This is a genomic window from Serratia sp. G204Y (genome assembly GCF_051172435.1).
GTDB lineage: Bacteria > Pseudomonadota > Gammaproteobacteria > Enterobacterales > Enterobacteriaceae > Serratia > Serratia sarumanii.
The window spans coordinates 2,831,137-2,849,453 of the sequence record NZ_JBPIZA010000001.1; the positions used below are offsets into that span (position 1 = coordinate 2,831,137).

The window sequence follows — 18,317 nt, forward strand, 5'->3', positions numbered from 1 at the left end:
GACGTTCCGGGAGGCAAAAACCCGTAAAGATTTTTTACAGAAAGTGAAAATAGCGGCGAAACGGGCATCCCGGCCCGCCTGCGCCGCTCAGTAAAGCAGCGTGATGCCGGGGAGATTCAGTTGGCGGGCGGAGAGTTCCTGACGAATGGCGCCGACGCCGTCGTCGAGCTTATTGAGCGCAAACACGCCGCTCACCGTGCGCGCTCTTAGCGCGGGATTGACCGCCACGATGCGGGTCGCGCGATAGCGGTTGAGCTGCGCGAGCGCCTGCGGCAGCGGTTGGCGGTCGATCACCAGCCAGCCGCGCCGCCAGGCGTCATCGCCGGCCGTTTGCCGCGTCAGCTGCAGCTGCCCGTTGCGGTAATGCGCCGCCTGGCGTTGCGCGACCACCAGCGAGCGCTCGCCGCGCTCAAGCGTCACCCGCACGCTGTGCTGATGCACGCTGACGTCCACGCCCCGTTCGGTGCGCGCCACGCTGAACTCCGTGCCCAGCGCCTGGGTGACACCGTTTTCCGCCTCCACCCTGAATGGGCGGCTTTCCGCCCCACCTAACGGCGCGACGATAAAATAGGCGGCGCCGCTCAGCAGCCGCACCTTGCGTTCGCCTGCGGAATACGCCAGCGCGATCGCGCTGCCGCTGTCCAGCGCCACCCGGCTGCCGTCCGGCAATGCCACTTCGCGCACCTCGCCGCGAACGGTTTGATAATCCGCCTGCATGCCGATCCACAGAGCTGGCCCGCGATAAACGCCGAAGGAAACGGCGATCGCCACCGCCGCCGCCACCGCCCAGCGGGGCCATCGATGGCGAGATGGCGTTTTCAGCGCCGCCACCTGCGGTTGTAACGCCTGCCGCTGCTCTGGCGGCAGCTGCCCCAGCGTCGTCCACAGCAGGCGTGCCTGACGCAGCGCCGCCCGATGCTGCGGATCGGCGGCCAGCCAGGCGTCCAACGCTCGCCGCCGATCGGCCGGCAGCGCCCCTTCGGCCAGGCTCACGGCCCAGGCGGCCGCCTGCTGTCGCGCCTGTGCGGTTAGCGGTTTCATAATGGCATAGACCTCTGTTTTTTCTGGTTATAGGTTAAGACGTCTGAGCGCGGATAAACCCGTAAAAAAATTGCCATTATTGTTCTTCCATCCGCGCCATCAGCCGCTCGAGCGCGCTGGCCAGGTGTTTTTCCACCGTGCTGAGCGACACGCCCAGCTGCGCCGCCACCTGCGCCTGGGTCAGGCCATCGAGCCGGTTAAGGCGGAAAATCTGCTGCGTGCGCGGCGGCATGTCCGCCAGCGCCTGTTGCAACAGTTGCAGCAATTGACTATCGATCGCCAGTTGTTCAAGCGCCGGTTCACCGGAGGGATACTGCGCCAGAATGTCGTCTTCGACCGCTTCGGTCTGCCGCCGCTGCTGCTGGCGCAGATGGTCGAGCATCAGGTTTTTGGCGGTTTTGTACAGGTAGGCCTCGATATCGAGAATATTACCCTGCGGATACTGCTCGGTCAGGCGGGTAAAACTTTCCTGCGCCAAGTCCGCAGCCAGCTGAGGGTCGCGCAGTTTGGCGTTCAAATAGGCTTGCAGCGGCCGCATATGGCGCAGAAACAGCGCCTGCAACTCGGAATTGGACATCTCTTTTCCCAGAAGTGAAACACCCAATAGGGGCGATAAAAATCACATAAATGATTATCATTATCAATATTGTTCTGGGAAATATGTGCTAAGGCGGGGGATAAACGGGAAACCGGCCTGGCGCCGGTTTCCGCTGGGCTGCAGGTCAGAGCTCTAACGCCTCGTCCTCATAGCGATGCTTGGCGTCAAGCGCTTCCTGCTCGGTTTCATGTTCACTGAGCAGCGTATTCGGCTCAATGTCGTCGGTGCGCACTTCAAAACGGCGCAGATGCAGGTTCGGGTCGCCCCGAAACACCTCTACGACGCGGGCGCTCCGTGGATAAGCAGGTTGATCATTTTCGCGCATGCCGTTCTCCCGTGTGTTTCACACAGTAGCAAGTATAGCAGCCGCCCTCATTCCGACACGCGCGAGCCAAGATCGCGATCGGCGGGCGCGCCCGCCAGCAGCTCGGTCAGTTCGTCGCAGGCGCAAATGCGGCCTTCACGCACGGTGAAGTGCGCCAGCACCCGCACGCGGCTGCAGGCGCCGTCGCGCTTTTCCACCTCGACCAGATGATGGGTCAGCACCGCCTCGCCCTGCTCCGCCGCCGCGATCACGCTCAGCGTCATGCGGCGAGTTTGCCGCTTCAGCAGCGCCATGTGTTGCTCAAACTGCTCGAAGTTTAGCACCTTGCCATCCACCTGCTGGCGGTAGCCTGCACTGAAACGGGCGGCGAGCTGCGTCGGCCGATGTTCAGGGCTGGCGACGACCTGCTGCAGCGTATCGAGTACCAGATCCAGTGGGGTAAGTTGAGTCATCAGGTTTCTCCGAAATAGGGTGAACGGCGATCCTATCCCGGCCAGGCGATGGCACAATAACCACATCAAGACTTTTAATAACGTTAAACGGCCAATATGACGCAGATCCGCAGCCAACGCCTTCAGCATGAAAAAAAGCACCTGACGCCCTGGCACCGGCACGAAGGCGGCCAGATCTATCTCTTGACGCGCGGCATGCTGGCAATGGAACTCCCGGGCCGGCAATGGGCGATCACCGGCGGTACGCTGGGCTGGCTGCCGCCGGGATGCGCCCATCAGGCGCTGGCCTGTGGCGACGTGGCGGGCTGGAGTCTGTATCTGCCGGTGGAAAGCGTGCCGGAGATGCCGCCGCAGCCGCAGCTGTTCACGGCCTCTGCGCTGTTGCAGGCCCTGGTGGAGCGCATCGCGCAGTTCCCCGCCGGCCCGCTGAGTGCGCCGCAACGGCGGCTGCTGCAGGTGCTGCTGGACGAAATGCACGCGGCAAGCCGCGCGCCGTTACAATTGCCGCTGCCGCAGGACGCCCGGTTGCTGAACATCGCCCGGGCGCTGCTGAACGATCCCGCCAGCCCGCGCAGCCAGCGCGACTGGGCCATTTGGGCCGGGCTCAGCCCGCGCACCCTGAGCCGCCGTTTTCTGCAGGAAACCGGCATCAGCTTCGCGCTGTGGCGCCAGCAGGCGCGGGTATTGCGTTCACTGGAGGGATTATCACGCGGCAAAGCGGTCGGCGAGGTGGCCGACGCCTGTGGCTATGACAACGTCAGCGCCTATATCGCCGCCTTTCGTCGCCGCTTCGGCGTCACGCCCGGGGCGTACTTTGCGCCGGCTCGGCAAACGGAATAGGAAAACGGGCGCCCGGCGCCCGAAGAGAAGAAAGGGTTACTTCACCGTTTCACGCGGCAGCACCGCGAGGATTTGTTCCACCACCCGCTGCGGATCGGCGGCGCCGTCTATCACGTAATGCGCGGCGTCCTGATACAGCGCTTCGCGCGCCGCCAGCACCTCGAGCATCTCCTCGGCGATCGGTCTGCCGGTGAGCGTCGGGCGCTGCGCATCTTCCGGGTACTCTTCCAACCGCTGCGCCAACACGCTGGCCGGCGCGCGCAGGTAGATAACGGTGCCATGCTGGCGCATAAACTGACGGTTCTCCTCCGCCAGGACCGCCCCGCCGCCGGTGGCAACTATAGTTGACGGTTTGGTCACGGTTTGCAACGCGATGGTCTCGCGGCGGCGGAACCCCAGCCAGCCCTCGCGCTCGACCATTTCCGCCACGCTCATCTGCGCCGCCTGCTGCATAAACAGATCGGTATCGACGAACTGATAGCCCAACGCCAACGCCAATGCGCTGCCTACCGTGGTCTTGCCGGCTCCGCGAGCGCCTATCATGAACAGGGTTTGTGTCATTACGGGTTGTCCCTTATGCGGTGACTTGAGTGCATTGCATACCAAAATACCGAGCGGGTGCGATGGCGTGGTGGCAGCATCATACCCTGCCCGCTCTGTATTTCAATATTTACGATAGTGTAAATTCCATGGCACAGCGACTGCCCACGGCAAAGCCGTGCGCCAGATCCTCATCCAGGTGCCGCCGCAGAGCGGCCGTGAGCCGCGCGTCGTCGAGCGGCCGGAATCCCAGCCGCCGGTAGTAAGGCGCATTCCACGGCACCTCAATGAAGGTGGTGAGCGTCAGGCGGCCCGCACCGTGCCGTTTGGCCTCTTGCGCCACCGCGCCGATCAGGCGACGCCCGACGCCCTGCCGCTGCCAGGTGCCGGCGACCGACAATTCGGCGATGTGCCAATCTTCCCCCTGAGCCTGCACGGCGATAAAACCGGCGCACTCGCCGTTGTCGCTTTCCGCCAGCCATTCACGGCGCTCGGCGATAAATGCGGCATGCTGCTGCGGGGCCATCACCTCGCCTTCGGCGATAAAGCGCCATTCCGGCTGCTGGCGAAACAGCTGCGCCGCCGAACGTTCAACCGCCATCAAGTGCACGATATCCCGCTGCTGCGCCAAACGAATCTGCAGGCTCATGGGTTCTCCTTAACGTTGGGGCGGTTATTTAAGCAAATTTCACCGCCCGTGGCTTAGAAATCGACACTGCCGCGCAGCACCACCTCACGCGGTTCCCCCACCGCCACGCGCAGGTTGCCGCCGCTGGACGGGTAGTAGGTTTTATCGAACAGGTTCTTCACGTTCAGCTGCCATTTCACCCGATAGCCGTTGATCGGCATGGTATAAGCGGCGAACGCATCGGCAACGGTGTAATTATCCAGGTAGAAGCTGTTGGCGGCGTCACCCGGACGGCGGCCCACGTAACGCGCGCCGGCGCCGATGCGCACCTCATCGCCGCTGTACAGGCCCGGGCTGCCCAGATTCTGGGTCAGGAACAGCGAGGCGGTGTGGCGCGCCACGTTGGTCATCTCTTTCCCCTTGTTGTCCGGATCGTCCACCACCCGCGCGTCGGTATACGCATAGGAACCGATCAGGCTCAGCGAGTCGGTGAGATTGCCGGCCACGTCCAGCTCCACGCCCTGCGAACGCACGCGCCCGGCGGTGCGCGTCACGGTTTCGCCCTCCACCAGCTCACTGACCATCACGTTGCGCTTGGTGATGTCAAACAGCGCCAGCGTGCCGGTAACGCCGTTCGGCAGCGCCAGCTTGCCGCCGACTTCCCACGACTTGCCCTGCTCCGGCGGCAGCGAACCAATTTGAGTGGCGATGGAGGAGTTCGGCTTGAACGACTCGGTATAGCTGCTGTACAGCGACACATAAGGCGTCAGCTTGTAGACCACCCCGGCGCGCGGCACCAGCTTGCTGTCCGAGCTGTCGGTATTGGCCTGGAACGGCCGCCCCTTGCCGGCATAGACGTCGAAAGCGTCGTAACGCAGCCCGCCCATCACCAGCCATTTATCGGTCAGTTGGATGGAATCCTGCATAAACCAGCCGTAGCTGGTGAGGTTTTCCCGCTGATCGCTGTCTTTGGCGCTGACCGCGGTCGACGGCGGCATCAAGCCGTATACCGGATGATAGATATTGAAATCGCTGTTCTTTTTACCGCGGATCATGTCGCCGCGGTAGGTGCGGTTATCTTCAAAATCGAAGCCGAATAGCATCTGGTGGTTGATGCTGCCCCAGTCCACGTCGCCATTGAGCGTCAGCTGCACCGCGTTGGCGTGGCTGACGGCGTTGGCGGTCGCGTCGGCCTGGCGGCTCAATACGCCGCTCTCCGGGTTCAACGCCGTGGCGCGCGCCTGGTTGTCGCTGTAGCTGTTGCGGCTGTAGGCGTAGGTCAGTGAGCTTTTCCAGCGCTCGTTGAGCGTTTGATCGATCTGCAGGGTAACGCTGTCCTGATCGCCGCGGGTGGCGTTATAGGCTTCGTCGAAACGGCGATCGCGCGGCGTATTCACCGGCTTGCCGGTGCGCGAATCGATAATGGTGCCGCGATCGAACGGCACCAGATATTCCATATGTTCATAGGCCAAGCGCACGGTGGTGTTCTCGCCGTACCACATCAACGACGGCGCGATCACCGTCTGGCGATTGCGGCCAAAGTTGCGCCAGTAATCGGTTTCATCGTGATCGACGATCATGCGATAGGCGAACCCCGACGTGCCGAGCGGCCCGGTAACGTCAAGCTGGCCGCCGCCGCCGTTGAAGCTGCTGCCCCAGCCTTCCACGTGGGTATGCTGCTGCAGCTGGGGCTTTTTGGTGATCATGTTGATCATCCCGCCCGGCTCGCCCATGCCGTACAGCATCGAGGCCGGCCCCTTGAGCACCTCCACCCGCTCGGTGGTCGGCGTGAAGTTGCGCGCCTGCACCGAGCGCACGCCATCGCGCAGAATCGAACCGTCGCGGTTATCGCCGAAGCCGCGTTTCATGACCGCGTCCTGGGTGCCGCCCAGCGTGTTGGCCTGGGTAATGCCGCTGACGTTGTACAGCGCTTCGTCCAAGCTGCTGACCGCCTGATCGGTAATCACCTGCTGCGGCACCACGTCGATCGCCTGCGGCACGTTCAGCAGGCTGGTTTCGCTGCGGGTGCCGGTGACGCTGGTCAACGGCTGGTAGCTTTGCACGCCGTCGGCGTCTTTGCGGCCAATCACCACCAGGCTTTCTTCTTTCGATGCGGCTTTTTCCGCCGCCCACGTCGGCGACGTTGCGCAGGCCGCCAAAGGCAACGCGCACCACCAGCCGCGCTTGTTGTTATTCATTATCTAACTGACTCCAATAGGTCCCTGAAAAAGGTAACGGCAAAAACTGCTGATACAGCTGTTGGAAGGTCTGCTGCGGGTTAATGTCGGCGAACAGATCCGGGTAAAACGCTTTGGCGAACATCTCGACCAGCACCACGTGGTACGGGCTGAGGTAAAAATTGTGCCAGACGCTCCAGGCGCGATGGTTTTTCACCGCCTGCAGGCTGGCCAGCATTGGCTGTTTGGCGATCAGCCGGCGGAAGCTGTCGGCGGCGTCCTGTTGGCTGACCTGCGGCCCGAGGCGCAGATCGGACAGCCGTTTGCCCTGCGGGCCGGCCATGCCGGTGGCGAGGTAAACGTCGGGATTGGCGCTCAGAATGGTTTCCGGGTTCAGTTCGCCGTACACCCCTTTGACGCTGGCATTGGCGATGTTGTCGCCGCCGGCGAAGGTCAGCAGATCGCCGAGATTGCCGTGCGCGGCGGTGGTGCAGCAGGTGTCGCGCCGCCCCAGATGCAGGTGCAGCATCACTTTGGGCTTCGGCCCCTGATAGCCCGCCAACCGTTGCCGGATCACCGCCATATGCTGCTGATAAAACGCGATGAACTGCTCGGCGCGCTGCCGGCGATTGAGCACTTCACCCAGCAGCCGCACGCTCGGCACGGTGTTGTTCAGCAGATCGATGCGCAGATCGACGTAGATCACCGCCACGCCGGCCTTGTTCAGCGCGGAAACCAGCAGATCGTTGTCGCCGTCTTCACGCGCGTAGCGCGCCAGGATCACCAGATCCGGCTTCAGCTGCAGCAGGCTTTCGATGTTAACCTGGCGGAAATTATTGCCGCTGATAATGGGGATCGCGGCGATCTGCGGGAACTTCTGCGTATAGAGCTGCCAGCTTTGCGCGTCGAACCGCGCCAGATCCGCCGGCCAGCCGACGATGCGCTGCGCCGGGTTGCCCGGCTCCAGCAGCGCCAGCGTATACAGCATGCGGCTCTCCCCCACCACGATGCGCTGCGGGTTGTCCGGCACCACGACCTGGCGGCCTGTGATATCGGTCACCGTCTTCGCCTGAGCGGAAAATACGCCAAAGCACAGGGAAAGCAGCAGTAAAATGAGGGAATTGCGCATGATTGAACCGACACGGGGAATAGTGTGCGCATGATAATCACTCTCATTAGCACTTGCAATCCTGCGCCGCAATTGCCAAAAGAAATCCGGGAAACGGCGCCGGGCGCGCGCCGAAACACCGCGAAACCGCTGAAAGAGCGGCTTTAAAAAGTTAAAAAAATGGCGGAAAAGTCGGTTAAATAGGACGGGGAAACAGCAAAAAACCGGGAGATCACCATGACTCAACGCATCATTCCGCTGTCGGAGTGCCCGCAGTTTGCCGATGTGTGCGCCGCCTGGGCCTTCGGCCAGTGGGGCTCACAGCGCGGCGGATCGCTGGAGCGCACCCAGCTGCGCTTCGCCCAATGCAGCCGGCCGAGCGACGATCACCTGACGTTGATGATGATCGACGGCGATCGCCCGGTGGGCATGGCCAGCCTGTGGCCCAGCGACGATCATCAGCGCCAGGATCTCACCCCGTGGCTGGCCGGCGTTTTCGTGCATCCCGATCACCGCCGCAAGGGCATCGCCCACCGTCTGGAAATGGCCATCGTCGAGGCGGCGCGGCAGCGCCATCACTCGGTCTTGCATCTCATCACCGATAAATCGGAAGCGCTGTACGCCGGCTGGGGTTGGCAGCCTCTGGAACGCCGGCGGCAGTATGACGAAGAGGTGGTGGTGATGGAGAAAACGCTGTAGCTAACGCGGCGTACAGACATACACCAGTGCCGGCGGGAAGTTGCGCACCACCCGCAGGCGCTGCCAGTGAAAATAGCGCGACAGCAATTTTTCCGACAGGTGGCTGTACTGGAACAGCACCAGCGTGCCGTTGCGCGCCAGCAGCCGCTGCCGGGCCTGCTGAAGAATGCGCACGCTGATCCTGACCGGGATCGACAGCAGCGGCAGGCAGGAAAACACCACGTCGTAATCCGTGGCCATCCGGGTTGCCGAATGGGCCATCACCTGCAGCCGCCGATCGTCTATTCCGCGCAGCCGACGCACGAAATGGGGTTGGATCTCGAAAGCCTCCAGCGCCGCATCGGCGCGCATCCGCCCCAGAATGCGTTTGGTCAGTACGCCGTCCGCCGCGCCCAGCTCCGCGATCGACAACGCCCGGGTCCATTCAATCTGGTTCAACATCGCCTGGCACAGCCACGGAGAAGAAGGCGCCAGCGTGCCGACGGTGCGCGGCGAAGCCATAAATTGCTGCAGGTAAGCGAAGTGATTCATCAGTTGCAGCCGGGTCGCATTTAACATTGAGGCCTCCTTGGGTTAAGCCCTCAATGTGAGCCGAATTTCTTAAGTAATCATTAACATGATTCCGAAAGCGGCGGACACAGTTGTAAAAAAATGCAACCTCAGCCGCGGTGGAAAAAGAAAAACGGTCGTAATAATGACCTGAAAATAAGCCGCTTATGCCCCGGCTGTTCAGATAATTATTACGACCGTTTATTTTATTGACCGCACTGCGGCGGCCAGAGGGTGAAAAAAACCAACGCTTAGCGATAAATTTCCGCATTGCCGCGCCAGTTGCTGGAATCCCCGGGGGTATCCAGACCGATAATGCGGTAATGGCTGGCGCCGTCCGCCGCGGCTTTTTCTTTCAGGGCGGTGATGGCGTCATGCGGTGAGCCGCTAATGCCGGAAACCGACACTACGCCGACGCTTTGCAGATTGGCGGCCTGCTCGCTGTTGACCTGTTTCACCGACGACAGCGGCGCGGCGAAAGTGGAGAAGGAAGCGGCGGCGATCAATACGGCTGCGATGCTTGGGATAAGTTTCATGATTGACTCCAGGTGTTCTTGTTTATTAGCTCGTTGTCAGTGATGTTAATTATCCGCTAGCCAATGAAAACGGACGTCACGCAACGTAAAGAACATCAATCATTGTGAGGAGAATAAGGAGGAAGTGAGAACGAGTATGTATTTTCAGGCAGGAATAACTTTATAGGTTTCACCTTACCCCTATTTGATGAACAATTAAAGACAGGACGAAAGAAAGAACGCGCGCCGCCGCTATTTAAGATTTTTTCCCCGCCGAGGGGCGCTGAGCTACGCTGATTTTGGCGATGTGGGAGAGCATCTCGCGCGGCAGAACGCCGCAGCGGCACGCGGAAGCCTGAAGCAAAAGGGGGCGCTATCGCCCCCGATATCGGTCACTTCAAGGGGTGCGGCAAGGTGAGCACCCAGAGCTCGCTCAGCGACTCCGGCTGCTCCAGCGGGCGCAATTCGATGCGGGCGTCGGTCTTGTCGCCGTCGAGGCTCAGCCGCCCTTCTTTCTCCAGCTGGTAGTCGCCGATTTTCTTGCTCTTTGGCGACGCATCTACCAGCTTGGCCTGCAAGCCGAAATCGTTGTCGTTGATCACCGCCAGCGTGCGATCGTCGATCAGCGCCAACCCTTCGGCTTTCTCCTGGCGCCAGCCCAACTGACGCAGATCCGCCACTTCCCGTTTCTGCGCCAGCTTCACGCCGCGTTTGGCGAGCTCTTTCGCATCGTCGAACTCCAGCGCTTTCCCCTGGTCGTCAAACGCGCTCAGATCGCTGGCCTGCGCGAGATCCACCAGATAGATCTTGTTGATCATCGTCTTATCTTTATCGCTTCCCTGTTCAATCAACAGGACGCGCTGGTTGTCCAACGCCACCACATCGCCAATCTTGGCGTCTTTGGCTTTTTTATAGCTGTCGATATCGATGGGATAGCCGTACATGGCGGTTTTGCCACTGCGCGGATCGAAGCTCACCAGCCGGATAAACTGCGCCTTGTTTTTGCTTTTGCCCTCGACATCCAGCGTGCTCTGCACCGCCGCCAGAATGCGCCCATCCGGCATTCGGGTCAGCCCCTCAAAACCGCGGTTGGGCTGGCGCCACTTCAGGATGTTCGGTAAACCGCTCGCCACCGCCTGCTCGCCGGCCTGCGGCGTTGGGCCGTATTTGGCGAGAATTTTGCCTTTGCCGTCGACATGGATCAGAAACGGGCCGTACTCGTCACACAGCCAATAGCCGCCGTTGCCGTCACCGATGATGCCTTCTGTATCCAACCCGCGGCGATCGCCGGACAGCGGTTGCAGCGCGTCATTCAACGCCACTTCGTTCGTGGAACCAATCAGCTCGCCCGGCAGCGGCAGCCCGCTGATCGGCCCTTTTTCGTCATGCAAGGGCCGCGCATTCTCGGCCACGGCCTTGCCGCCGCCAATACGAATGTCCATCAACAGGGGCACGAATTGCGGATTGGCGAAAATCTTGGCTTCTTGCTTGCCCACCGCAGGGGCATCGGCATTCGGGCCGCGATCGGTCAGCGTCGTCAGCACCAGATCGTCGCCCTGCTTGCTGTTGAACGTCAGCCCTGAGCCGATCCCCACCGGCAGCCCCTGCGGGAAATTCTTGGCGAACGCCCCCTGATACGCGACGCGTTCCCCGCCGGGAAAGCCGACCACATAACGCGCCACCTCAATGTCGGCAGCGTAGGTGAATACAGGAAACAGTGAAGCCAACAGCAGGGAGAGCGATTTTATTTTCATGGTTTTTACCCGAGGTTGAATGAAGCGTTATCAGGCAGAAGAAGATATTAATTTAGCATGACACTTAGATGACAACAGGCCATTCGTCAAATGCACAATCGGTAATAAAGTTGGCTGGCAAATAGAAATTAGCAATTAACCTGAGCGTATTGAATGGGGAAAACCGCTGGAAAAAATCGCCAGAAAATAGCGTGCCATTTCGCTTAGGGTAAATTCTTATGGCAAAGATAAAAAAATCGGCAAACGCGCGCCGGCACGGGGAAAAACGGCGTTTTTCTCATAGACAAAATAAAATACCGGGGATTTAATACCGCCGTTATTCAAGGTGCATTAAGAAAATTCTATAGAATATCTGCATGAACTGAAAAAGCTGTTCTATAGTTTTTAGTGCTAACGCCCGTTAGTCAATTCCGCAGGATGGAATCTATGTCAAAGCGACTTTTTGCCGAATTTTTTGGCACATTTTGGTTGGTGTTTGGTGGTTGTGGTAGCGCAGTATTAGCAGCGGCATTCCCACAGCTGGGTATTGGTTTCCTCGGCGTCGCACTCGCTTTCGGTCTGACCGTGGTGACGATGGCCTATGCCGTCGGCCATATTTCCGGCGGGCACTTTAACCCGGCGATCACCGTCGGCTTATTCGCCGGCGGCCGTTTCGCGGCGAAAGACGTGATCCCTTACGTGATCGCTCAGGTGATCGGCGGTATCGCCGCAGCGGCGGTGCTATATTTGATCGCCAGCGGCAAAACCGGTTTCGACGCCACCGCAGGCGGTTTCGCCTCCAACGGTTACGGCGAACACTCTCCGGGCGGTTATTCTCTGCAATCAGCAATCGTGATTGAGCTGGTGCTGACCGCCTTCTTCCTGATCGTTATTCATGGCGTGACCGACAAGCGCGCGCCGGCAGGCTTCGCCCCGTTGGCGATCGGCCTGACGCTGACCCTGATCCACCTGATCAGCATCCCGGTGACCAACACCTCCGTCAACCCGGCGCGCAGCACCGGCGTAGCGATCTTCCAGGGCACCTGGGCGCTGCAGCAGCTGTGGGTATTCTGGCTGGTGCCGCTGGTCGGCGGCATTATCGGCGGCCTGATCTACCGCTGCCTGCTGGAAGACAAAAAATAAGCGCATCGCAGCCGATAGCGTTTCGCGGGGCAGCCTTCATCGGCTGCCCCGTTGCTTTCAGCCCTTCGTCACTTCAAACATCATGATATCGCTGGTAAAGGTGCCGTCCGGCTGAATGGCAAAATGCGCCGCCACCTCCTGCGACACGCTTTGCTGCAGCGCGCGGATCGCGGTAACGAAATGCGCCGGCGTGCGCATACGCGCCACCCAACTGCCAAACTCCAGCATCAACCGATCCGACGTCACCTCGCGGACCACCAGCCCGGCTTCGGTCAGCAACGTCAGCCACTCGCCCGGCGCATAGTTGCGCACGTGTGAGGTGTCGCGCAGCACTTCCACGGTTTGCAGATAGATATCCAACAGCGGATGCCCCGGCGAGACCACGTCCATAAAGATCGCTCTGCCGCCCGGCTTGAGTACCCGCCTGACCTCACGCAGCGCCTGGCCGACGTCGTGCCAGTGGTGCGCCGAATAGCGACTGATGACCAGATCGAAGCCGGCGTCCTCAAACGGCAAAGACTCCGCCACGCCCTGCTGCAGCTGAATGTTGTTCAGGCCTTTTTCCGCCGCCGCCTGCTCCACCACCGCCAGCATCTGCGCCGACAGATCGTAGGCCATCACCTGTGCTACCCTGGCCGCCGCCGTGAAGCTGGCATGCCCGGCGCCGCAGCCCAGATCGAGCAGGCGCGCGCCGGCATGCGGTTCCAGTAACTGTGCAAGGCGCTGCAAATCCTTGCCCTGCGCGTGTACCGCGCTGGTTAAGTAGGCGTTGGCCTGCTCGCCGAACTGCCGGTCTACCGCGTTTTTATGGCTGTTGCTGATACTCATGTTTGCTCCCGTTATTATCCGGCTTGCGCCTGTGCCTGAAGACTTTCGGCTACTATAATCAGGCTACTATACGGGTACAATATGAGCAGTTATCCTGGTATAAATAGGTACCACGCTATGTCATCAGAAGCCTTATCCGGGCCAAAGGCCCTCGGCGCGTTTCTGCGCGCGCACCGCGAACGCATCACGCCGGAAATGCTCGGCCTGCCCAGCTCTTCGCGCCGCCGCACCAGCGGCCTACGGCGCGAAGAGCTGGCGCAAATCAGCGGCATCAGCGCCACCTGGTATACCTGGATCGAACAGGGGCGCGAGGTGTCCATTTCCCCCTTCACGCTGGCGCGCATCGCCAAGGCGCTGCGGCTCGGCCCCGCCGAACGCCACTACCTGTTTACCCTGGCGCGCGTCGCCGACCCCGAGCAGGAAACTCACCGCGAAACCGCCAACGACGCGGTGCTGCAAAGCGTGCACCAGATGACGGTGCCCTGTTACCTGCTGGACGTGACCTGGAACGTCGTCGCCTGGAACCCGCAGGCGGCGGCGCTGTTCAGCGGCTGGCTGGATGTGGCCAACAGCCCCAACCTGCTGCACTTCATGTTCTTCCACCCGCTGGCGAAAACGCTGGTCAGCGATTGGGAAGAGCGCGCTCGCCGCGTGGTGGCCGAATTCCGCGCCGAAACCAGCCATCATCAAAACACCGAAGAGATGCGCGCCTTCGTGCGCAGCATGACGCACAACAGCGCGGACTTTAATCACTGGTGGAAACAGCATGATGTGATGGCGCGCGAAGGTGGCGAGCGCGCGTTCGAACACCCTCAGCAAGGCGCGCTGCGCTATCGCCAGCTCACCTTCCACCCGGCGGAGCACGGCGGCCTGAAGCTGGTGATGCTGATCCCGCTGCCGTAATTGGTAACAAATTCATAGACAGGTTTACCCGTCATTTATTTATTGGTTCATGTAAACGCGCTAGGGTGATTGTTACCGATGACAACGATCATCCAGCACCGTTATTTATCTCCCGAGGTACGCCTATGCAATCCGAAGAACAACGCCTTATCGATGGTCTGTTTGGCCGCCTGAAAGAAGCCGAGACCAAGACGGGCCCACGGGATCTCCAGGCAGAACAGCAAATCAATCAGCATATTCGCGAGCAGCCTTCCGCCCCTTATTACATGGCGCAGGCGATGATCATTCAGGAAGCGGCGCTCAAGCAGATGGACCAGCGGGTCAAAGAGCTGGAAGCCCAAGTGGCGCAGCTGCAGCAAACCGCCAACGGCCAACAGAGCAGCGGCGGTTTCCTGGCCGGCCTGTTCGGCGGCGGCAGCCGCAATACGCCAAGCCCGCGTGAACAGTATCAGGCGCAGCAGCAAAATACGGCGGCCTGGAACAACGCGCAGCAGGGGGGCTACGCGCAGCCGCAGCAGCCAGCCTACGCCCAACCGCAGCAGGCGGCGCCTTCACGCGCCGGCGGCTTCCTGGGAGGCGCCTTGCAAACGGCGGCGGGCGTCGCCGGCGGCGTGGTATTGGCCGACATGCTAACCGGCATGTTCCGCCATTCGCAGCCGCAGGAAATCGTGAACATTATCGAAGAAACCCCGGCGCCACTGGACGACAGTGCGATGCGCAATTTCGACGCCTCCAACAACCTTGATACCTTCAACAACGGCGACGGCGGCAGCTTCCTGAATCAGGACAACGGCTTCCAGAACGCCAACTATCAAGACGACCAGGACTACGCCGACGACGATTACAGCGACGACGACGATTCTTTCCTGTAATGCCTCTCTCCCCCTCTCACCCGCAGAGGGGGATTTCCCGTTTCGCCGATCTGGACTACAGTGAACGCTGTTTATTTATCCGGCCGGGAGAAACGATGCCGAGCTTTAATCCTTCAGCCCCGTACTTCAGCGAACGCCTGCAGATGCGGCCGCCGGTGATGGCGGACCTCGAACGTTTCTACGCCATCTTTGGCGATCCGCAGACCCAGCTCTTCAACCCCGCCGGCCCGCTCACCAGCGAAGCGCAGGCCGCTTCGGCGCTGCAGGAGCGGCTCGCCGGCTGGCGGCAACACGGCTACGGCTCCTGGGCGCTCGCCCTGCGCGAACGGCCGGATTGGGTTATCGGGTTTGGCGGCTTGTCCTGGAAACCGCTCGGCGCGCAGCGCACCGTTAACCTCGGCTATCGCTTCGACACCCGAGTCTGGGGCATGGGGCTGGCCACCGAGATGGCGCGGGCTTCACTGCAATACGGGTTTGTCGGGCTGGGGATGGGTGAGATTTCCGCCATTGTGCGCGCGGAGAATCAGGCTTCGTGGCGGGTGCTGGAAAAGATCGGCATGCAGCGTGTGGATACGCTGGATGACGTGCCCGGCGCGGCGCCGAGCCTGGTGTATACGCTAAAGCGCGGCGACTATCAGGGCTGATCGTCGCTGATTTTGGCCAACGCCATGCGGTAAGATTTGACCTTCTGACGCTTTTTCAGCCAGGTGGTGGTAGAGACGATGAACACCGCGCCCGACATCGCCAACACGCCGATCGGGTGGCCGTAAAACACCATCAAGGCAAAGTACACGGCGGAAACGATCGCCACCCACTTCGCCGTATTGCCCATGTCGTTCTTCTCTTGGGTCAAACGGCGAATGTGTTCTTCTTCACTGATTCCCATACGCGCTCCTTGTTGGCTGAACGTTCCATTATATGGGGCTGGAATGTTGATATTTCAAGCAGTTGGATGGTAAAGAAGCGTAAAGCTCAGGCCGGCGGTTCCCGCCGCCGGGGCAGATAGCGCCCGGGCTGATCGGCGCCCGGCAGGCCGGTGCCGTCGTTGCGGCCAAACAGCCGGTAGCGATTGCCGGCGACCGCGTCGTAGACCTTGTCCGCCAGCCGCGGCGGCAGGTAACGCGCCAGCGCCAGCACGCGGTACGGCCCCCCCAATTGGCGCAGCGCCTGGAACAGCGCAGCCGAACGCAGCCAATAGCACCCCTGCTCAACATAGGCCACGGAATCGAAACGATCGGTCGGCAGCCCCAACGCCTGCAGGATCGCCTGCCCTTCGACGGATTGCACCGTCGCCAACAGAATGCACCGCTGCCGATCGGCGCGAATAAGATACCTCACCAGCCCGTGACACAGATTGCATTCGCCGTCGAACAACAGCGCGCGATCGCCGGGCTGGAGATAGGGCAATGGTGATAAAGGGATCATTCCGCCTCCCGTTAAACGCACGCCTTAGCCTAACGCGCCTTGAGCGTGCGAACCAGAGCGGGATGACGGCCCGTTAACGCGCAGGCGGGGCGTCCGGCACGGCGACCACCGCGACGCGCACCTCGTAATGTTTGGCGCTGCCCGCCGGGATCACCGCCGTCAGTTTATTGATGGTTTCCACCGGATTGTCGCTGACCGAGGTGGCGCAGAACAGTTCGCCGCCGTGGCAGAACCCCGGCTTGGGCGGGTGCCCGCCCGGGAAAGGCGGCATGCGCATCGGCTCATCCGCCGCGGGCGGCACCGCTTTGGCCGCAGGCGCCTCGGGGGCAGATATCGCGCTCGCGCTGAACAACAGCGCCATGCCCATGCAGGGCAGCGCCAGGATCTTGATTGCTTGTTTCATTGAATTAGCCTCATTTGCCGGGTTCGGGATTACGCTACCCCGCTCCCGGCTAATGAGAAAGCCGCTTTTCGCTACCTTTTCGCCCCGCTACGTTTTGCTTACATCCCGCGTCTAACTTAATGAAAATAGAAGATTTGGAAGCACTCCGATTTTTCCATCCTTCCACACGGCGCATACAACCCTGTGTGGAAGGCTTTAATTTTCCAATCAACCACTTAATGGGGATACAGGCTAGCTTTCCTGCTTATCTTTTCTCTTCTGCCTAAAGTTTTCGTCATTAATACAATATTGGTAAGAATCAACGATCAACCCCGTTAGCCGCAAAATATTTTCCGGGCGGTCGATAATGATATGCCCCCCTGCTGCCAACTCCAGGCCGGCGCGAGTTATCTCAGCCTGCCTGGCATCGTCTATCTCAAGCGGAAGCAAAATGGTTGGGCGTTGCTTATTGTCGAAATAACGCAGAATCCAACGCGTCGTCTTCCCTTGAAAGAGGATGCTGTAATAGCTTTCGGTATCTTTCGCAACCAGCTCTGCCTCAGTGCCCAAGATCATCGCCACATTGTCAAACAGGCACCTTTCTGCAAAGGTCGTCACTATTTTACTATTCTCGGGGTCAACGATCGGGGCGAGCGGGTCGGGTCTGTTTTGCGTTTCACCTTCATCTGGTGACTCAGACGTTACAACACTTTCCGACGTCACTGACAGACCAGAAACGACCATCGCACTCACTGCTTTTTCAACAGCCAAACGAACCAATGGCGTTATTGTGTCCAAAAAACGTTGGTTTAGCTGACGCTGAACGTTAGAGCGACTTGCCACATAACGAACAAAATCTGAATCAACGTCTCGAAGGCTGGCGCTGATAGTTTTTGTAAATGAAGTCAGATAGATACTTTCTTCAGCTAACGTTCGCAGCGCTTCAGGCTGAAATTGGTCGTGTCTAAATCTATAAAGCTGATCAATATCAGAATCGTTTAGATTATTAAAATCTATTTTCAGGAATGGCGAATCATCCATGATGTTCTTATCTTTCAGATCGGTGAAAAATCGCCATTCTTTTCCATTAGTTATTGCAGAAACCGTGACCTCTGGTGTCGCATTAAAATAGCGAGATAGCTGGGGACTATGGTTTGACAGATTTTGATTGAAAGACTTCGCCTCGATGAACATGACGGGAACCGCATGGCAAAAAAGGGCGTAATCAACGCGCTCACCCACTTTAACACCTGGAAAATCAGCACCATACTCTGCCTTCACCTTAGTGGGGTCATACGGATGAAAGCCTAAGGTTTCTAATAACGGCAAAATTAATGCCTGCTTAGTCGTTTCCTCAGTATTGCAATGCTGGCCAACAGAGGCCACATGAAGAACATGGGCCTTAAGCTTATCTCTGAATGCATTCATCAACCATCCCTCTGCTGTGTTAAATCGCTGTAGTCTTAAATCACACGTTCAAAAGTGCTTTTCTTGCAACAAAGCGGTGTTCTTAAATAGAACCCCGTCAATATTTAATAGAATTAGCATTAATTATTAGT

The 18,317-nt window shown here is 59.8% G+C and carries 22 protein-coding genes; 6 read left to right on the forward strand and 16 right to left on the reverse strand.

Features of this window, described 5'->3' with window-relative positions; all coding sequences use genetic code 11:
* Positions 1-87: 87 nt before the first annotated feature.
* The 4 genes from ACSBQQ_RS13915 to ACSBQQ_RS13930 all read right to left on the reverse strand — a co-directional run bounded on the left by ACSBQQ_RS13915 (position 88) and on the right by ACSBQQ_RS13930 (position 2,416).
* Positions 88-1,041 (reverse strand): FecR family protein, encoded by a 954-nt coding sequence (locus ACSBQQ_RS13915; protein ID WP_060387338.1) that lies wholly within the window; start codon positions 1,039-1,041, stop codon positions 88-90.
* A 76-nt stretch (positions 1,042-1,117) separates the two neighbouring features.
* On the reverse strand, positions 1,118-1,618 hold the full coding sequence (locus ACSBQQ_RS13920) for an RNA polymerase sigma factor (RefSeq protein WP_021504701.1): 501 nt from the start codon (positions 1,616-1,618) through the stop codon (positions 1,118-1,120).
* Between the two features lie 145 nt (positions 1,619-1,763).
* The gene (locus ACSBQQ_RS13925; RefSeq protein WP_004940491.1) at positions 1,764-1,964 is read right to left on the reverse strand and encodes a YaiA family protein; all 201 of its coding nucleotides are present in this window, start codon (positions 1,962-1,964) and stop codon (positions 1,764-1,766) included.
* Between the two features lie 47 nt (positions 1,965-2,011).
* Entirely contained in the window at positions 2,012-2,416 is a 405-nt protein-coding gene (locus ACSBQQ_RS13930) for a nuclear transport factor 2 family protein (protein WP_060429178.1), read from the reverse strand.
* Between the two features lie 96 nt (positions 2,417-2,512).
* Between ACSBQQ_RS13930 and ACSBQQ_RS13935 the strand changes: the two genes are divergently transcribed.
* The gene (locus ACSBQQ_RS13935; protein WP_060429179.1) at positions 2,513-3,256 is read left to right on the forward strand and encodes a helix-turn-helix domain-containing protein; all 744 of its coding nucleotides are present in this window, start codon (positions 2,513-2,515) and stop codon (positions 3,254-3,256) included.
* A 36-nt stretch (positions 3,257-3,292) separates the two neighbouring features.
* Here the strand turns inward: ACSBQQ_RS13935 and aroL are convergent, their stop codons facing one another.
* The 4 genes from aroL to ACSBQQ_RS13955 form a co-directional block, all read right to left on the reverse strand.
* Positions 3,293-3,817, reverse strand: a complete 525-nt coding sequence (aroL, locus tag ACSBQQ_RS13940; protein WP_060429181.1) for a shikimate kinase AroL — start codon at positions 3,815-3,817, stop codon at positions 3,293-3,295.
* A gap of 109 nt (positions 3,818-3,926) precedes the next feature.
* Positions 3,927-4,445, reverse strand: coding sequence for a GNAT family N-acetyltransferase (locus tag ACSBQQ_RS13945; protein ID WP_060429183.1), 519 nt, complete (start codon positions 4,443-4,445; stop codon positions 3,927-3,929).
* 53 nt (positions 4,446-4,498) lie between these two features.
* Positions 4,499-6,622: a TonB-dependent siderophore receptor gene (locus ACSBQQ_RS13950; RefSeq protein ID WP_060429185.1), complete on the reverse strand. Its 2,124-nt coding sequence runs from the start codon at positions 6,620-6,622 to the stop codon at positions 4,499-4,501.
* Positions 6,615-7,730, reverse strand: a complete 1,116-nt coding sequence (locus ACSBQQ_RS13955; protein ID WP_033637257.1) for an ABC transporter substrate-binding protein — start codon at positions 7,728-7,730, stop codon at positions 6,615-6,617. Before ACSBQQ_RS13955 ends, ACSBQQ_RS13950 begins: the two co-directional genes overlap by 8 nt.
* A 216-nt stretch (positions 7,731-7,946) precedes the next feature.
* Here ACSBQQ_RS13955 and ACSBQQ_RS13960 point away from each other — a divergent pair, with 216 nt between their 5' ends.
* Positions 7,947-8,408 (forward strand): GNAT family N-acetyltransferase, encoded by a 462-nt coding sequence (locus ACSBQQ_RS13960; protein ID WP_041033582.1) that lies wholly within the window; start codon positions 7,947-7,949, stop codon positions 8,406-8,408.
* On the opposite strand, the gene ACSBQQ_RS13965 is transcribed toward ACSBQQ_RS13960, so the two are convergent.
* The 3 genes from ACSBQQ_RS13965 to ACSBQQ_RS13975 all read right to left on the reverse strand — a co-directional run bounded on the left by ACSBQQ_RS13965 (position 8,409) and on the right by ACSBQQ_RS13975 (position 11,226).
* The gene (locus ACSBQQ_RS13965; RefSeq protein WP_060429187.1) at positions 8,409-8,966 is read right to left on the reverse strand and encodes a class I SAM-dependent methyltransferase; all 558 of its coding nucleotides are present in this window, start codon (positions 8,964-8,966) and stop codon (positions 8,409-8,411) included.
* A 242-nt stretch (positions 8,967-9,208) separates the two neighbouring features.
* A complete protein-coding gene (locus ACSBQQ_RS13970) occupies positions 9,209-9,493 on the reverse strand; it encodes a YdgH/BhsA/McbA-like domain containing protein (RefSeq protein WP_033647361.1) in 285 nt (94 codons plus the stop codon).
* A gap of 371 nt (positions 9,494-9,864) precedes the next feature.
* On the reverse strand, positions 9,865-11,226 hold the full coding sequence (locus tag ACSBQQ_RS13975) for an esterase-like activity of phytase family protein (protein WP_043146679.1): 1,362 nt from the start codon (positions 11,224-11,226) through the stop codon (positions 9,865-9,867).
* Positions 11,227-11,652: 426 nt separating this feature from the next.
* On the opposite strand from ACSBQQ_RS13975, the gene aqpZ reads away from it, so the two are divergent.
* Positions 11,653-12,348 (forward strand): aquaporin Z, encoded by a 696-nt coding sequence (gene aqpZ, locus ACSBQQ_RS13980; protein WP_060429189.1) that lies wholly within the window; start codon positions 11,653-11,655, stop codon positions 12,346-12,348.
* 57 nt (positions 12,349-12,405) lie between these two features.
* Here aqpZ and ACSBQQ_RS13985 read toward each other — a convergent pair whose 3' ends face one another.
* Complete coding sequence (locus tag ACSBQQ_RS13985) at positions 12,406-13,176, reverse strand: class I SAM-dependent methyltransferase (RefSeq protein WP_060429191.1); 771 nt, start codon at positions 13,174-13,176, stop codon at positions 12,406-12,408.
* 117 nt (positions 13,177-13,293) lie between these two features.
* Here ACSBQQ_RS13985 and ACSBQQ_RS13990 point away from each other — a divergent pair, with 117 nt between their 5' ends.
* From ACSBQQ_RS13990 to ACSBQQ_RS14000, 3 genes are all read left to right on the forward strand, one after another.
* The gene (locus ACSBQQ_RS13990) at positions 13,294-14,079 is read left to right on the forward strand and encodes a helix-turn-helix transcriptional regulator (protein WP_033647368.1); all 786 of its coding nucleotides are present in this window, start codon (positions 13,294-13,296) and stop codon (positions 14,077-14,079) included.
* A gap of 125 nt (positions 14,080-14,204) precedes the next feature.
* Positions 14,205-14,951: a DUF2076 domain-containing protein gene (locus tag ACSBQQ_RS13995; protein ID WP_060429192.1), complete on the forward strand. Its 747-nt coding sequence runs from the start codon at positions 14,205-14,207 to the stop codon at positions 14,949-14,951.
* A 95-nt stretch (positions 14,952-15,046) separates the two neighbouring features.
* The gene (locus ACSBQQ_RS14000) at positions 15,047-15,595 is read left to right on the forward strand and encodes a GNAT family N-acetyltransferase (protein ID WP_060429194.1); all 549 of its coding nucleotides are present in this window, start codon (positions 15,047-15,049) and stop codon (positions 15,593-15,595) included.
* On the opposite strand, the gene ACSBQQ_RS14005 is transcribed toward ACSBQQ_RS14000, so the two are convergent.
* From ACSBQQ_RS14005 to ACSBQQ_RS14020, 4 genes are all read right to left on the reverse strand, one after another.
* Positions 15,586-15,837, reverse strand: coding sequence for a hypothetical protein (locus ACSBQQ_RS14005; protein ID WP_033637247.1), 252 nt, complete (start codon positions 15,835-15,837; stop codon positions 15,586-15,588). The genes ACSBQQ_RS14000 and ACSBQQ_RS14005 overlap by 10 nt on opposite strands.
* Before the next feature lie 86 nt (positions 15,838-15,923).
* Entirely contained in the window at positions 15,924-16,376 is a 453-nt protein-coding gene (locus ACSBQQ_RS14010; RefSeq protein WP_060429196.1) for a thiol-disulfide oxidoreductase DCC family protein, read from the reverse strand.
* A 73-nt stretch (positions 16,377-16,449) separates the two neighbouring features.
* On the reverse strand, positions 16,450-16,779 hold the full coding sequence (locus ACSBQQ_RS14015; protein WP_033647375.1) for a hypothetical protein: 330 nt from the start codon (positions 16,777-16,779) through the stop codon (positions 16,450-16,452).
* A gap of 231 nt (positions 16,780-17,010) precedes the next feature.
* The gene (locus ACSBQQ_RS14020; RefSeq protein ID WP_033647376.1) at positions 17,011-18,186 is read right to left on the reverse strand and encodes a type I restriction endonuclease; all 1,176 of its coding nucleotides are present in this window, start codon (positions 18,184-18,186) and stop codon (positions 17,011-17,013) included.
* Between the last annotated feature and the right edge of the window lie 131 nt (positions 18,187-18,317).

Bases quoted from the DNA above. Each gene is read 5' to 3' on its own strand.
- ACSBQQ_RS13915 (WP_060387338.1), bottom strand. From the start codon at position 1,041: ATGAAACCGCTAACCGCACAGGCGCGACAGCAGGCGGCCGCCTGGGCC.
- ACSBQQ_RS13920 (WP_021504701.1), bottom strand. From the start codon at position 1,618: ATGTCCAATTCCGAGTTGCAGGCGCTGTTTCTGCGCCATATGCGGCCG.
- ACSBQQ_RS13925 (WP_004940491.1), bottom strand. From the start codon at position 1,964: ATGCGCGAAAATGATCAACCTGCTTATCCACGGAGCGCCCGCGTCGTA.
- ACSBQQ_RS13930 (WP_060429178.1), bottom strand. From the start codon at position 2,416: ATGACTCAACTTACCCCACTGGATCTGGTACTCGATACGCTGCAGCAG.
- ACSBQQ_RS13935 (WP_060429179.1), top strand. From the start codon at position 2,513: ATGACGCAGATCCGCAGCCAACGCCTTCAGCATGAAAAAAAGCACCTG.
- aroL (WP_060429181.1), bottom strand. From the start codon at position 3,817: ATGACACAAACCCTGTTCATGATAGGCGCTCGCGGAGCCGGCAAGACC.
- ACSBQQ_RS13945 (WP_060429183.1), bottom strand. From the start codon at position 4,445: ATGAGCCTGCAGATTCGTTTGGCGCAGCAGCGGGATATCGTGCACTTG.
- ACSBQQ_RS13950 (WP_060429185.1), bottom strand. From the start codon at position 6,622: ATGAATAACAACAAGCGCGGCTGGTGGTGCGCGTTGCCTTTGGCGGCC.
- ACSBQQ_RS13955 (WP_033637257.1), bottom strand. From the start codon at position 7,730: ATGCGCAATTCCCTCATTTTACTGCTGCTTTCCCTGTGCTTTGGCGTA.
- ACSBQQ_RS13960 (WP_041033582.1), top strand. From the start codon at position 7,947: ATGACTCAACGCATCATTCCGCTGTCGGAGTGCCCGCAGTTTGCCGAT.
- ACSBQQ_RS13965 (WP_060429187.1), bottom strand. From the start codon at position 8,966: ATGTTAAATGCGACCCGGCTGCAACTGATGAATCACTTCGCTTACCTG.
- ACSBQQ_RS13970 (WP_033647361.1), bottom strand. From the start codon at position 9,493: ATGAAACTTATCCCAAGCATCGCAGCCGTATTGATCGCCGCCGCTTCC.
- ACSBQQ_RS13975 (WP_043146679.1), bottom strand. From the start codon at position 11,226: ATGAAAATAAAATCGCTCTCCCTGCTGTTGGCTTCACTGTTTCCTGTA.
- aqpZ (WP_060429189.1), top strand. From the start codon at position 11,653: ATGTCAAAGCGACTTTTTGCCGAATTTTTTGGCACATTTTGGTTGGTG.
- ACSBQQ_RS13985 (WP_060429191.1), bottom strand. From the start codon at position 13,176: ATGAGTATCAGCAACAGCCATAAAAACGCGGTAGACCGGCAGTTCGGC.
- ACSBQQ_RS13990 (WP_033647368.1), top strand. From the start codon at position 13,294: ATGTCATCAGAAGCCTTATCCGGGCCAAAGGCCCTCGGCGCGTTTCTG.
- ACSBQQ_RS13995 (WP_060429192.1), top strand. From the start codon at position 14,205: ATGCAATCCGAAGAACAACGCCTTATCGATGGTCTGTTTGGCCGCCTG.
- ACSBQQ_RS14000 (WP_060429194.1), top strand. From the start codon at position 15,047: ATGCCGAGCTTTAATCCTTCAGCCCCGTACTTCAGCGAACGCCTGCAG.
- ACSBQQ_RS14005 (WP_033637247.1), bottom strand. From the start codon at position 15,837: ATGGGAATCAGTGAAGAAGAACACATTCGCCGTTTGACCCAAGAGAAG.
- ACSBQQ_RS14010 (WP_060429196.1), bottom strand. From the start codon at position 16,376: ATGATCCCTTTATCACCATTGCCCTATCTCCAGCCCGGCGATCGCGCG.
- ACSBQQ_RS14015 (WP_033647375.1), bottom strand. From the start codon at position 16,779: ATGAAACAAGCAATCAAGATCCTGGCGCTGCCCTGCATGGGCATGGCG.
- ACSBQQ_RS14020 (WP_033647376.1), bottom strand. From the start codon at position 18,186: ATGAATGCATTCAGAGATAAGCTTAAGGCCCATGTTCTTCATGTGGCC.